Origin of the sequence: Paenibacillus sp. MER TA 81-3, from assembly GCF_023713585.1 — a bacterium.
Taxonomy (GTDB): Bacteria; Bacillota; Bacilli; order Paenibacillales; family Paenibacillaceae; genus Paenibacillus_B; species Paenibacillus_B profundus.
On the sequence record NZ_JAMAWB010000002.1, the window covers coordinates 1 to 13,017 of the forward strand.

Annotated in this window: 18 protein-coding genes and 1 pseudogene; 2 read left to right on the forward strand and 17 right to left on the reverse strand. The window is 45.8% G+C overall.

The genetic code is table 11. The features are described 5' to 3' along the window. Together M3650_RS02210 and M3650_RS02215 are read left to right on the forward strand one after the other, a co-directional pair. On the forward strand, nt 1-215 hold a 215-nt coding region (locus M3650_RS02210), incomplete at its 5' end, for a transposase (RefSeq protein WP_251572006.1). A gap of 24 nt (nt 216-239) precedes the next feature. Beyond that, nucleotides 240-932, forward strand: a pseudogene (locus M3650_RS02215) (SDR family NAD(P)-dependent oxidoreductase); the annotation flags it as partial. Nucleotides 933-1,087: 155 nt separating this feature from the next. Here M3650_RS02215 and M3650_RS02220 read toward each other — a convergent pair. From M3650_RS02220 to M3650_RS02300, 17 genes are all read right to left on the reverse strand, one after another. Further along, nucleotides 1,088-2,101 carry a Gfo/Idh/MocA family protein gene (locus tag M3650_RS02220; protein WP_251572008.1) on the reverse strand — a complete coding sequence of 338 codons (1,014 nt, stop codon included), beginning with the start codon at nt 2,099-2,101 and terminating at the stop codon, nt 1,088-1,090. A 14-nt stretch (nt 2,102-2,115) separates the two neighbouring features. Then, nucleotides 2,116-2,763, reverse strand: coding sequence for a DUF2625 family protein (locus M3650_RS02225; protein WP_251572010.1), 648 nt, complete (start codon nt 2,761-2,763; stop codon nt 2,116-2,118). 29 nt (nt 2,764-2,792) lie between these two features. Further along, a complete protein-coding gene (locus M3650_RS02230) occupies nt 2,793-3,410 on the reverse strand; it encodes a hypothetical protein (RefSeq protein WP_251572012.1) in 618 nt (205 codons plus the stop codon). A gap of 26 nt (nt 3,411-3,436) precedes the next feature. Continuing rightward, nucleotides 3,437-4,141, reverse strand: coding sequence for a Type 1 glutamine amidotransferase-like domain-containing protein (locus M3650_RS02235; RefSeq protein WP_251572014.1), 705 nt, complete (start codon nt 4,139-4,141; stop codon nt 3,437-3,439). A 3-nt stretch (nt 4,142-4,144) separates the two neighbouring features. Continuing rightward, nucleotides 4,145-5,062: a DUF7638 domain-containing protein gene (locus M3650_RS02240; protein WP_251572016.1), complete on the reverse strand. Its 918-nt coding sequence runs from the start codon at nt 5,060-5,062 to the stop codon at nt 4,145-4,147. A 30-nt stretch (nt 5,063-5,092) separates the two neighbouring features. Next, nucleotides 5,093-6,166: a hypothetical protein gene (locus M3650_RS02245; protein WP_251572018.1), complete on the reverse strand. Its 1,074-nt coding sequence runs from the start codon at nt 6,164-6,166 to the stop codon at nt 5,093-5,095. 107 nt (nt 6,167-6,273) lie between these two features. Continuing rightward, complete coding sequence (rpiA, locus tag M3650_RS02250; protein WP_251572020.1) at nt 6,274-6,942, reverse strand: ribose-5-phosphate isomerase RpiA; 669 nt, start codon at nt 6,940-6,942, stop codon at nt 6,274-6,276. Nucleotides 6,943-6,970: 28 nt separating this feature from the next. Beyond that, on the reverse strand, nt 6,971-7,501 hold the full coding sequence (locus M3650_RS02255) for a DUF1697 domain-containing protein (RefSeq protein WP_251572022.1): 531 nt from the start codon (nt 7,499-7,501) through the stop codon (nt 6,971-6,973). A 200-nt stretch (nt 7,502-7,701) separates the two neighbouring features. Next, nucleotides 7,702-8,031: an antibiotic biosynthesis monooxygenase family protein gene (locus tag M3650_RS02260; protein WP_251572024.1), complete on the reverse strand. Its 330-nt coding sequence runs from the start codon at nt 8,029-8,031 to the stop codon at nt 7,702-7,704. A gap of 34 nt (nt 8,032-8,065) precedes the next feature. Next, nucleotides 8,066-8,563, reverse strand: coding sequence for a phosphotransferase (locus M3650_RS02265; RefSeq protein WP_251572026.1), 498 nt, complete (start codon nt 8,561-8,563; stop codon nt 8,066-8,068). Nucleotides 8,564-8,684: 121 nt separating this feature from the next. Further along, complete coding sequence (locus M3650_RS02270) at nt 8,685-9,242, reverse strand: histidine phosphatase family protein (RefSeq protein ID WP_251572029.1); 558 nt, start codon at nt 9,240-9,242, stop codon at nt 8,685-8,687. 131 nt (nt 9,243-9,373) lie between these two features. Continuing rightward, a complete protein-coding gene (locus M3650_RS02275; RefSeq protein ID WP_251572031.1) occupies nt 9,374-10,096 on the reverse strand; it encodes a cupin domain-containing protein in 723 nt (240 codons plus the stop codon). 152 nt (nt 10,097-10,248) lie between these two features. Next, nucleotides 10,249-11,190 (reverse strand): phosphotransferase enzyme family protein, encoded by a 942-nt coding sequence (locus M3650_RS02280; protein ID WP_251572033.1) that lies wholly within the window; start codon nt 11,188-11,190, stop codon nt 10,249-10,251. A 115-nt stretch (nt 11,191-11,305) separates the two neighbouring features. Beyond that, on the reverse strand, nt 11,306-11,542 hold the full coding sequence (locus M3650_RS02285) for a hypothetical protein (protein WP_251572035.1): 237 nt from the start codon (nt 11,540-11,542) through the stop codon (nt 11,306-11,308). Between the two features lie 152 nt (nt 11,543-11,694). After that, a complete protein-coding gene (locus M3650_RS02290) occupies nt 11,695-12,156 on the reverse strand; it encodes an NUDIX hydrolase (RefSeq protein ID WP_251572037.1) in 462 nt (153 codons plus the stop codon). Nucleotides 12,157-12,225: 69 nt separating this feature from the next. Next, nucleotides 12,226-12,540 (reverse strand): hypothetical protein, encoded by a 315-nt coding sequence (locus M3650_RS02295; RefSeq protein WP_251572039.1) that lies wholly within the window; start codon nt 12,538-12,540, stop codon nt 12,226-12,228. Nucleotides 12,541-12,626: 86 nt separating this feature from the next. Continuing rightward, nucleotides 12,627-12,842, reverse strand: coding sequence for a hypothetical protein (locus tag M3650_RS02300; RefSeq protein ID WP_251572040.1), 216 nt, complete (start codon nt 12,840-12,842; stop codon nt 12,627-12,629). Nucleotides 12,843-13,017: the final 175 nt, after the last annotated feature.

Genomic DNA, 13,017 nt, shown 5'->3' on the forward strand with positions numbered 1-13,017 from the left:
ATAAAATGAAAGGGCGTCTTGAACTTGTGTTCCTGCCCCCATACAGCCCGCATCTCAACGTTGTTGAAGGGTTATGGAAGTGGCTCAAGTCCGAGGTCATTAACAATGTTTTCTATCACACAGTCGCTGAAATCCGCAAAAATGTTCAGCAGTTTATGGACGAGATCATGAAATATCCCTTGTCCATCATCGATCGTCTTTGTGTTAGATTCTAAGTGATTCAATAATTCAACTTATATAGCAAAGGTTTAGGGGACGCATTTGTCAAAGGGTTACCCAATTCTGGAGACCAGGTATGGATTGTCTCCAGAAGCAGACCCAAAAGCTTAGACTTAAATGACGGAGTTCAGCGGATATGGCTGGAAGCAGATTTATCGCAACAAAATAAAATAAAAATGATTACGGAAACTCTCCAAAATGAAAGAATAGATGTGCTTATTTATAACGTCGGAGTTTGGGAAAAAGAAGGGTTTGAAGATGATTATGACTTCGAACATGACGATCCAGAAGACATTGCAAATATAATTAATATAAATATAACATCCACAATAACCTATATTCAAGCCTTGTTGCCAAATCTAAGAAGGTCAGAAAGCGGTAAGATAGTCTTGATTGGATCAACTGCTGGGTTAGATAATACAAATAATTCTCAGGTGTCTTTCGTGACTTCTAAATTCGGGCTACGCGGTATAACAAATGCTTTGCGTGAACATGTTAGGAAAGATAGAATTGCTGTCACTTGCATCAATCCAGGTGAACTAGCGGCGGAAATCCCATATGAGGCTGGTGCTGAAAAAGCCATTTCTGAATATAACGGCACACGAATTCCAGTCCAGGATATTGTCTCTTTAGTCAAATGTGTTGTGAACTTGTCAAAAGTATCTTGCGTCAAAGAGATTCATGTACCAGCCATAACAGATCTAAATGCTTGACGAACATATGACACTAGTATTGCATGGATAAATTAGTCATGCGTTCTCTTTAACGATTATCCAAAAGGGGTAAAGCAGTGCAACTTTATTTCAAATCAAACAGCAGCCATTGAAGGCTGCTGTTTTCGTGTCTATTTAATGTAATCAGCGGCTTCTCATATATGAATATCATGCTCTCTAATATCAACTAACTGAGAAGATTCAGGATGCCGCAACGCCTCCAGCACAACCTGAGCATCATAGCCGTCATGGAAATCATATAGATCGGCTTGTTCCCCTCTAATGGCTTGGATGACATGTTTCAACACAGTCGGCTCGCCAAGCTCATCGTCTGCAGCGACAGGCTGCAATGGCTGACCAATCGAACCGGCGAATAACTCGCTCCAATTTTCCAACGCAATCGTACCGGTTGTACCGTAAACAACGAGGGAGACGCGTTCTTCTCCTGCGAACTCTGACATTCCGTTCAGTTGAACGGGTACCCCGTCGGCAATCAGCATCTTCGCGCGAACTCCGATCTCACAGCGGTCTGGCTGCTCCGAGAACTCCAGTTCGCTCTGCACATGAGTAATGCGGCCAAATAGCTTCTGCATAACGTGAATCCAGTGAACCCCCACCTCAAGCACGAATCCGCCTTGCTGTCTCGAAGAAATCCACGAGTTATGCTGCCAGTCACGTGGCCATTTTGGAAATTGCAAAATAAGGTCAATTTTACGGATTGCTCCGATAGCTTCCTCCGCCACCATCTTCTTCATCTGTCTCACTGCCGGTTCATGCGGCATCGAAAAATGAATCGCATGCACAACGCCGGCCTCCTTGGCCATCAGCAGCAAGCGCTTCGCCTCATCCAGACTGTTAGCGAGAGGCTTCTCGCAAAAGACATGAATGTTCTTGCGCAATGCAGCAGATACGACATCATGATGGAAGGCAGGCGGGACGGCTACATAGAGCAGGTCGATGTCCGTAGTATCCAACAGGAGCTGATAGTCAGCGTAACATTTCAATTCTGGGTATTTTTCCCGGCATTGTTGGCGCGAATGGTCATTCGATTCACAAATTGCCGTTAATTCGATTTCTGGTTGAAATTCAGGCTTGTTCACGAGACGAATCATATGCTGTCCCATATTCCCCAAGCCGATGATAGCCAATCTAATTTTTCTAGATGTCATTGTTCTCTCTCCAATCAATCTTTCTGCTCATATACGCAAGAGTTCCATATCTCTTCAATATGTACTGCTTTCCTGCTGCTCGTCTCCGCAGATCCTTCCTCGGACCAGAGCGGTGGGAAGTAACTAATCACTTGGTTCGCATCCATTGATGCAGCGTCTTCCTGCCAATTGCTCCATCTAAAAGTACGATAATAGAGTTCCAAGTCACCATTCGCCAGCCATGCAAGAAACTCGGAATAAGCCAGCTCGGTGTTCTCCCATTCCAATGTATCGGGCGCAAAATAATAGACAGAATGCTCTTCTTCTCCGAAACGGCCGCCATTCAAGGCAAAAAATCCGCCAGCCATGTCATACGCTATCACACATGCGCCGCGCAAAGGCGCAATCCTTGTATCTTCGCCCAATCCATTCCAGCTCAGCAAATCTCCATATACAAGCTCGCTGCCAGAACCTAGCAGCTTAATCCACCCTCGATCGACCATCACACCGCCGGAATGGCAAGCGATGGATCCCAAATAAGAGCGTTCAGATACTTGAAGCCGCTGCAGCGTCTCCTCCGCGCGTTCTGGGCATACGGGCATGATGACGATGTCATTGCTGCCCTGTTCGAATAAACTCACAATTTCAGCCCATGTCTGCTCATTATTGTCCGAAGCATTCAATTTTCAATCGCCTCATTTTTTTATGTTTGTTACGTGCAAGGAATAAATTTCGCAGATGCCATTCCGACCCCGGACTCATACTGGTGGCTGCTGTACTGAATAGGCAGCTGTTGCAGATCGCCAGTATCTATCCACTTGGATAACCGTTCTGCAACGATGCGCTCGTCATCTTTCTCGCTGCAATTGATCTGAATTCCCGTAAACACAGCCGTGCAGTTCAGTTCAAATGGAACGTCGCTGCCATACTCGTCATCCCAATAAATATGGCATACGCCTTTCCAGTCTACCTGAAAGTGATTTCCTCTACGAGTTCCGATATGCAAGTTGCCCTCTGTTATATCTTCATGTCCGAACACATAAATTCCGCCCTCCGGCTCCCCCTCTGCATCCAAGGGTTCCGACCAACAATGGCGCTTCCCTTCCAACCCTTTCCAGCTTCGCAGCGCAAAATTCAAATTTTCATGATGTAACCGCGGTTCCCATTGCTCCTCATCATATTCACGGGGAACGGTGTCAATATTCAGTGACCAGAGCAAATGCCGGGGATACTCGGGCCCGTATGTGTCAATCCAGTACGGGTCCAATAGAGTTGCCGTAATAGCCGCCTCTTTAATCGGGAATTGCCTGTCTTTGATTTTCAACGGCATGGATGTACTTCCTTTCTGCCTTGTTGTCAGAACATATTCCCTAAATATTCTGGTATGATTGCGCTCTCCGTCACTCGCCCAGCGGCACAGTCCACATGATATGCCCTCGCCTCCGGTCTTGATCCAATCACGCGATAGAGTTCCTGATCCCGGTAATGAATTGCTGCCCCATCATCCGTAGCGATGCCGCCGCTTATTTTGCCCGTTTGCATCAATCGATGGTAGCTTGGTCTTCGATCTGCTTCACCGTCATAATGGGGACAGTTGCTCCCTTTCAAGAAGCCCAAACCTGCCAATCCAGTAAGTTCGCCCGGAATGGAATCAGTCACCCCTTCTTCGAACCAGCAAATGGATCCCGCACTGAGACCGGCCAAAATAATACCCTGCTCCCATGCTGTTCGCAGGATGCGATCGAGTCCCCATTCTTTCCACAGAACAAGCAAATTGCGTGTATTTCCGCCGCCGACATATATAATATCTTTGCTCAGCACATAATCTTTCAGGTCTTTCGTGGGAGCATTAAACAATGACAAATGGGAGGGAATGCAGGCGTGCTCGCCGAACGCCTTATAAAATCGCTGTATATACCCATCCGCATCTCCGCTGGCCGTCGGCAAGAAGCATATCTTCGGTTGCTCTGAACCCGATTGCCGCAAAATATATAAATCAAGGAGCGGGTTCTCCGGTTCCATGGAGAATCCGCCGCCGCCCATTGCAATGATTTGCTTCATCATTTAAACCTCCCTTGTCTCATCCGTATACAGAATTCGAATATAATCCGTATCCCGGCTGTCCATATCTCCCAAATAAACCCGTTCATGCTCGGGAATCGCTTCATAAGCTACCTTTAACGCCGCTTTCGTGTCCTCATCTGGATATTGCAAATATTGATAATACAAGTTCCTGCATACTTCCAATGTCGTTTCTTCGCCGTTCATCTCTTTGTAAAGGTCCATCAATTCCTTCAGCTTCTCTTTCCCGTCAACCGAATAGCCCGCATCCGTCAACGTAACCTCTCCGAAGTTATCCAAGATGATTCGTGTCGGTGCATCACAGGAAGTGAATAGCGTCCCGTCATCGAACAGGGCTTCCATATCCTCTACTCTTTGTTGAATGGTAAAATCAGAATGATAGATCGTAACTGTTCCATCTTCATAGACGACTAGATTGACCAAATAATTATGGTCTTGATGGTTGAAGAACACCGTAAAACTACCGCCCTCAACGGTTTGATAGCCGAGCTCGCTTTTGACATAGAACTCTTTCGCGCGTGGTGAGTAAGCGATTCTGCGTTTCTCCAGCCGTTCTTTTTCCGCATCAGTGACGACATACAGATTGGACAATTCAGGATTCATCTGTTTTATTTTTTCTTTTATGTACTGAAGATAGCTCATCTTGTCATATTTCCATACTGCCGATTCTACTTTATAATAACCCAACCCGAAAATCGATATATTCTCACCAACTGGAACCTGAGGCTGCAGCCAATTGATGTCGAGTTTCCCTTCCAATCCTGCGATATCTACCAATTCCCAACAATTGATCATGCCGTCTTCATATACATCCACATTGATGTAAAAATATTGGCCATTGCGAATAAAGCCCGGTATTCTTGTGCCTTCCACCGTTTTTTTCCTGTTTATTTTGTGCATCATATCCTCCTGCTGCTGCCTCTTATATTTCTATATGTCAAAGTTGAATTGCTCCAGCCTCTTCACGTAACCCGGCATTCTTTCGCCTACTGCTTCCCGATTGCCCGCACGAAGCACGGTCTCTTCCTGAAAATGATCTTGCTTCAATAAGTTCATATGCTCCACGGTCAAATCAAACAGCATGAGATATTCCTCCATCAGCACGGTCATTCGGATTTCCCGCTCCCCTTGGGCGTACCCATCGAGAAACCCTTCAGCGAAGCATTCCAATTGACGTTGGTACACATGAAATTGATGCTTAGCATAGCGGGGCGAACGGTAATAAGACGGGAAGAGCGTCTTGAAATTGTTCAACAGGTTGCCAGCAAAGACATGCCCATTGTAATACAGCGGATACGGATCGATTAACCTGATGCTACCGTTCATTGTCGTTATATTTTCAGGCGATATATCCCGATTGGCTAGAGAAAGCGTACATTCAGACTGTAAGCGGCGTTCGATAATCCGCTGCAGCTTATCCTTAATAGCGCCTGACTGGCAAGGATAATCGTTGGCCAAAAATTGCTCAAATTGCTCCCAATATCCGTTCGTATCTTGAATCCAGTACTCCTGATGGTCACCCTGAGTCGTTCCATGCAGCCTTCCTTCGCGCCATTCCAAAAAGCCGAACCCATCGATGCCCAACTGCATTCCGGTCATGGCCCGGCACAGTTCGCCGCATTGTCTGCCAAGCTGTGCCGCCTGCGTATCATCGGTCTGCTTCAGCCGCAGTGTGTCGCCGCAATACGCTTCGATGGTGAACGATAAGTCAGGCTGAACATCATAGGTATACCACTGCGGACAGATTCCGGGCACAAGGTTGTTAGCCGCCTCATAGTACAGTCCTCGGGAAGCGAATTCCGTAAGCAGCTCGGTCTCGTCATATTGAAACGGCTTGCCATAAGATACCGGCTGCGGAAATCGTATCACCGCCGATTCGCGTTCGTTGGTCGTGAACCAATATGCCTTGAACCAAGCGCCCTCGCCCAGGAATTTCACGTCCAATCCCTTGGTGCTCCAGCCTTTTCGTTCCAGAGCCTGCAATACATTTTCATAATTACTCACAAGCTGCTCCTCGCTCTCGCCATATTTTTCTTAGGTGAGATTACTCATCGAACTCAACTCCCTATTGAGCCGATCTTTCCGATAACAGGCTATACGGAATACCCGAATTACAGTTCCATCCTTCTGACACTGCCATCTTGATAACCGACAAATACACTATGAGCCATGTTGATAAACAGGCCGTTCTCCACGACTCCAGGTATCGCATTAAGTTGAACATGAAGGCGTTCTGGATCGTGAATCGCTCCGAATTCGCAGTCCAAAATGTAATTTCCGTTATCGGTAATATAACATTTTCCCGCTTGCATTCGAATGGTTGCGCCGCAGCCCAACCCTTCGATTTGTCGCTTCGTCATGTCCGCTCCGAACGGAATGACCTCGACAGGCAAAGGAAACGCGCCCAGCTGTGATACGAGCTTGGATTCATCTGCCACGACATAGAAGATGCGGCTTGCAGCGGCCACGATTTTCTCTCGCAGCAGCGCGCCGCCGCCGCCTTTGACCAGAGTAAGCTTCGAGTCCACCTCGTCCGCGCCATCAATCGTAAGATCGATATGATGGATATCCGCAAACGATACGATCGGTATTTCTAATTGCCGGGCCAATTCTTCGGAAGAACTTGAGGTTGCAATCGCATTAATTCGCAATCCCGCTTTCACTCTGTGACCGAGCTTCTCAATCGCCCAATAAGCCGTAGATCCGGTTCCGAGACCTACGACCATCCCATCCTGCACGAGCTCGACTGCAGCTTCCGCCGCCAACTTTTTCATGTTCATTCTAAACACACTTCCTTATCTTCTTCGCTTACATATTCGCTAACTTGTTGACGGTCTGCCAATTGCGGGTCGTTGCCGGCATGCGGAGCTTTTTTTCAATGAAATTGTTGGAAAATTGAGATTTCCCATACCCTTGCCGACACAAAATATAGACCTCGCGCTCTAGCGCACGAATCTCGTCAACGCCGTTCTGAACGGACAAGAGCGCAGTCAAGTCCTCGGCAACTGGTTCCTTGGATAAGAATGAAACATATAATTTACCTTCGGAAGCTTCGTTCTCTGTGAACGGATTATGCTGAATGACCTCTTCCAATTCGCTGAGTGTCTTTACGACAACGGTGATTTCATAGCCAAGCTCCACTCTAAGCTGCTTCTCAATGCTCTCGGCAAGGAGTTCAGGCTCCGTTGCTGACGCTTCAAATATGACGTTTCCGCTTTGAATATACGTTTTGACGTTTTGAAATGCCAGCGCTTCGAAGATGCTTTTTAAAGCATCCATTTTAATAATCTTTTGTCCGCTGACGTTAATTCCGCGTAACAATGCAACGTATTTGTTCATGTGTTGTCCCCTCATTTATGCGTGAATTGTAAAATTCCCGGTTGTTGGGATATTCGTTCATGCCTTTCCCGAGGATGTCCTTGGCCTCGGCGTGTCGGCCCAATGTCCGGTACGTGCTGCCGAGACCCAGCATGGCACCGGGATAATGTTCTTCAGACAGATTTTGCTGAAGAGCTTTATGGCTTGCTCCAGCTTTGTCGTCATTTATGTTCATCCTCTTCATCTGTATTCAAGCTTTCTAAGTTGATCGTAATGTAATGCTCTACGGTTGGAAACGGATCATAATAGTGGTGCAGCAACGCCTTCCAATCTTCATATTTGTCAGACTGACGGAATCCTACCATATGATCCTTCAACGTCTCCCAACGAACAAGCAATACGTATTTATTGTCTTCCTCCACGCATTTGTGCAGTTCATGCTCAATATAGCCTCTCATCTTCGAAATTATCTTCGATGCTTTCCTGAAGCTGCTTTCAAAATCACTCTTCATGCCGGGTTTAATATGCAGCATGGCTACTTCCAGAATCATTTCCTCACCTCTTTTGCATCAATTTTATTGTATTTTATATATACGTTCTAATCCCATTTTCGAAGGCTGCTTTATCGTCATTTTCGATACCGAATAGGGCTTCCTGCAGTGCAAAGGTCCTCGCATAGAAATCAAGCCGTTCTTGGACACGCTCCATTCCGCCATAGCTTGCCTTACACATTTCCAAGAAACCTTCCCCATATTGTGCATATAGAGCCGCAAAATCCAAAGCCGGGTCTCCTAGCCCGGAATCCCCGAAATCGATGACCCCTGCCAGCGCTCCCGTCTCCGGGTGAATCAAAATATTCGACGTCCCGAAATCCGCTTCCATATCTAAAGCGCTGCCAGCTTCTACGCCATGCAGTGTTTTAAGGAAACTGCCCAGCTCATCTGCCAGTTTCTGCTTGTCCTTCGTGCTGTGGAAGATGTCATCAGACAACGGAATACCTTCGATCATCTCGTAACCAATAAATAACGTGTTATCGGAAGCAGACAGACTCACATATTCGGGATGGGGAATCCGGACATGCATCCGCCTGTGCAAATGCTGTAAAATGCGGCATTCCTGCAATTGGGATGTCAGGGCACTTCGAACTGATTGCGTTTACATAAGATCTCGTTTTCATTTTCTAATCATCCTTCTGTTGTTACATCTAGCTCCACATTCTTGTTACCGTCAATAGAGCTGCTTCATCAAATTCCAATCTGTATATGTCAGGCATTGTCGTCGACTTCCAGAAGTCAAATCCGTATGAATCATCAAAATAGTTCATCATCAACGTCATAATATCTCCATGCGTCCCTATAACGATGCCTTGTCCGCGATAGTCTTTCAATATCGCCAGCAAGACGTCTACCGCTCTCTTCTGTGCGGTGCAGCTCGATTCTCCATTTGGGTAAGAGAAACGGAAATCACCGAACACTCGCTGCTTCGCTTCCGTAAACTTTCCGTCGGGAAAATCGCCGATTCTCCGTTCTCGCATATCCTCAAGGAGCAAAATCTCCTGCCCCCGCTCCGCTGCAAGCTCTTGAACGGTCTGGACTGCTCTCTCATAGGGACTGGACATGACACAATCGATAGCTTCTTGTATTAATATTTCACAGACTCTGCGCGCATCTGCTTTTCCTTGGCCAGATATGCCCCGCGAGCGTTCTGCGCCTTCCATATATATTGATTCGGCATGCCTCACGAAATAAACTTTAGTTCTCATATCGTCACTATCACCACCACTATTTTTTGCAAGGCCTTGATCCGCTGCTCTTATGTATCGATACCTGAGAAACCGGAAAACCAGCCACTGATTCCCTGGTTTTTCCGGTTTTTTCAGCTTGTGAAGGAAGATCAGCAATCGTTATATTGAAATGGATATCCCCCGTTGCCAATAACGTGCTGTTGCTGCGGGTAATAATATTGTTGCCGGTGCTGCTGGCCATACCCTTGGTTGTGAGATGACTGGCTTGGAACCGAATGATTTGAATAGGTCGGATTGGCATGTTGTGCTGGCGCTATTTTACTCCGAACCTGATTCATTTTGCAATCACTGGGCGGGCCGATGACGACCGTTTTTGTAATGGGTGCCAACGTATCCTTCACTTTGGCCTCATCCAGGCAGTACGTATGCGCAAACACACTTGCAGGAGTTAATCGCAAGAGATCGGAACCCGCGATAAATTCCGGAACCGGCGCATCGAATATCGCCAATAAATGTGTATTGTCAACCGAGGCTACCTCATAATGCCACCATCCCTGCGGCACATTTGCCACCTGGCCCGGCTGAATCGGAAAATTGCGAAGTTCTTTTGTAAACGGGTTAATTAAGGAAACCACCGCCGCTCCTGAAATACAGTATACCAGCTCTGAAGCATTTTGATGGGTGTGGGGTTCGATAACATTTCCCGTACTGAGGTAAATGTCCAACAGGGAAACGTTCCCTAATGTGTTTATCTGATTGATGGAAAGAAAGTTAATAAGATTCCGATCATCCTTTTTAAAAAATGGGTTATTGCTCAAATCATAAGTAAACTGTGCGGATGGCGAAGAATAGTCCATATAAGACACTGCCATGTAAACCCTGCCTTTCATTTTGCTTATTAGGCATTTACCCTTATGGAGTAACGTATGCATGCGCCTAAGAGCACGTGCAACCAATTTTATCCCATAATGAGTGGGAAGGAATGCATTGTGCACTATTTTAATTAATTTCCAAACAAAAATGATTATCCCTCTAAATAACGATCCATCACCTTCATTAAATAATTCTTCAAGGATTTCAAGTGCTCCAGCTCTTCAGGGTTATCGGAATGGAAGCTGGCATTTTCGATTACAGCCATAATGAAAAAGGATTCAAGGTCGTTCGCGTAATCAGCAGGCAGCGAACGTTGTTTCGCATATCCATCAATAAACGCCTTTCTTCCTTGCGGTGACTGTCCCATCAACGATTGGGCGATATCGTACAAATAAAAGCCGAAACCACAGCGTCCAAAATCGATGGCACGCGGCTCTCCGTTGTGGTGAACGATGTTCTCCCAATGCAAATCAGCATGAATGACTCCATACGTATCGCCAGTTTTAGCTAATGAGTGAATGCGGGCACAAATCTTGTCTGCAATTTCTTGCACTCGCTCAAATTCTCCATCCGTCATAAAGTCGAAATAATGGCGGCCTAATTTCTCTACATCTTTTCTAAGGCTATCCTCACCCCATACAGGGCGCACAAACTCTGGACCTGGTTGAAAGGAAGTTGTCCGCTCATGCAGCTTCGCCATCAGCTGTCCCACATGAGCAACATCGTCCAGCGTTATTTGTTCCTGCAGAGATTGGCCCTTTACCCATGCTAACAATGTCGCATGCATCGTCGCTTCCCCAATTTCAACTTCGGTTACATATTGACCATTGTTGTTCTTCATTCCTCGCGGTGTCTGTAGTCCGCCCCCACTTAAATGTTCAAGCCATACAAGCTCAGACTCAATCTCTTCCCGACGCAATTCGTTCGTATGAATTCGCAGCAAATAAGATTCATTGGAATACGTATCGATGCGATACGTCACGTGCTCTGATCGTCCGAGAAAGTAGATTTTGTGAATATCCAGATTATACTGCTTCAGGCTTGCATCCACCGCATTCTTCGCTAGATCGTATATTTGTGATTTGGTGTGCATTGTATCTCTCCTTTACAGGTTCGGGTTATATAAATTCAAACGCGTAATCATTCTGTCTGACAAACCCCTTTGACTCATAAGGTAAATAAGAAAACGTAGTATAATGCGAATTAGGCTAGGCTTGCTGTATCAGCGTCAGCTTGAGATGTTTGCATGCGATTACAAATACATCATCATACGTTTGTATAACATAATGTTTCAGATGTACGTTTCTAGCCTTTTTAATCGTTTCTAGCAAATCCGATTCGGTATACTCTCCGATGCTGCAATATGTTACTTCTTCTGTATCCATTAGCTCCAGGCACACATCTAACTCGATGGATTTGAAGACATACACGTCTTCAAATATCATTTCATATGCTATAAATTCTTCACTGGAAATATCCGAACATAATAGTCCGTTAAATTCTCCCTGTAGCGTAACGGTTCTGCGATTGTAATCATAATGAATGTCGTATACATAAATGGCATCTCTGCTAAGCGCAAGGAGAATATCATGAAAACCTACAAACCAGTCAAAACGGAATTAGGCTTTATTAGCGTTAGGTGGCTCTCGAAATCTGCACACGAAAACGTGTCCTTTAAAGCAGGCACAATTTTACATGCATCCAATCGATCTAATTCTATCCAATCGTTGATATACCCTGCTTCCTGACTTGTTTCCATCAACCTATCGTCATGATCGATCGTGTCGATGCAGTAATACATACCTATTTCATGCATTTGTCTGTCACCAATTGCATACATTTCTTCAACAATCCACTGCAGTTTCGCACTCGTTATTGTTATTCCGGTTTCCTCGATAAACTCTCTGCGCAAAGCCTCTTCCGAAGTCTCGAACATTTCGACTCTTCCTCCCGGCAGATACCAATAGTCGCCACCATCGTGCTGTTGCAATAACAAATGATTGTCAACGATGAGTATTCCCGACACTCTTACGTTGAAAGTGTTCTGTCCGCTTTCCAATGAAAGCATCGTCACGTTCGGTCACTTCTTCCTATGTATGGTGATTATATTCCAAGAAGCACACTGCATTTATTTTTGAAAAGGTTGAATCTTTGATACAGAGATATAGCCGTTCGGAACGGCTATTCCTTCCCCTTTGCGCAACAGTTGGACGACAGGCGCCACATGCCCACGATTGTACTCGGCCACTGGAATAAATGAATGCACATAGGCCTGCGTCACTTCGCTCCCGCCGCTGCAATCGTACCCAAGTTGTAATGCTGGGGTCCCTCTCAATTCAATGCTTTTGCATTCCATCACATGTGCATAATCCGCAATATGAACATCAAATTCACGGACAGGCAGCTTGATTTCCAACAGTATATTTCCAATGTGCCTATTCATCAGTTCATACCCTAGATCGTCAAAGTAAGTGCAGTATTAAGCCAGTTGGGAAAGGGTTCAAGAAATCCTTCGGTTACATAACGATCCTAAAATTGCTCTGGTATATTGGGACATGCTGCTGGTCTTCTTGCCAACAAGCCGCTATCCGGAGAAAAGATTTCTTCCAGCTTGTCTGCATGAGTATAGTGATAATACGTTACCGTTCCAGCTGCCAACTCTACGATTCCTTCGTCTGGAGTGAATCCATACTGACTGAGCGATAAGCCTTCCTTTTCCAAAAACGGTTGTCCTAATCTTGTCATGTGAAATCACCTACAGTCTATTACTCCTAATTCGTGACGTTAGACTGCGTTCTGCATCCACACGCCTGTGCACGGCTTCTTAGCTTCTTCTGGCCAACTTGCCACTCGCGTCTTTCCATACTTGCATACCTAAGCACATTCCGCATTGAGTACGCTTCATTTGCAGAGGCAAGGT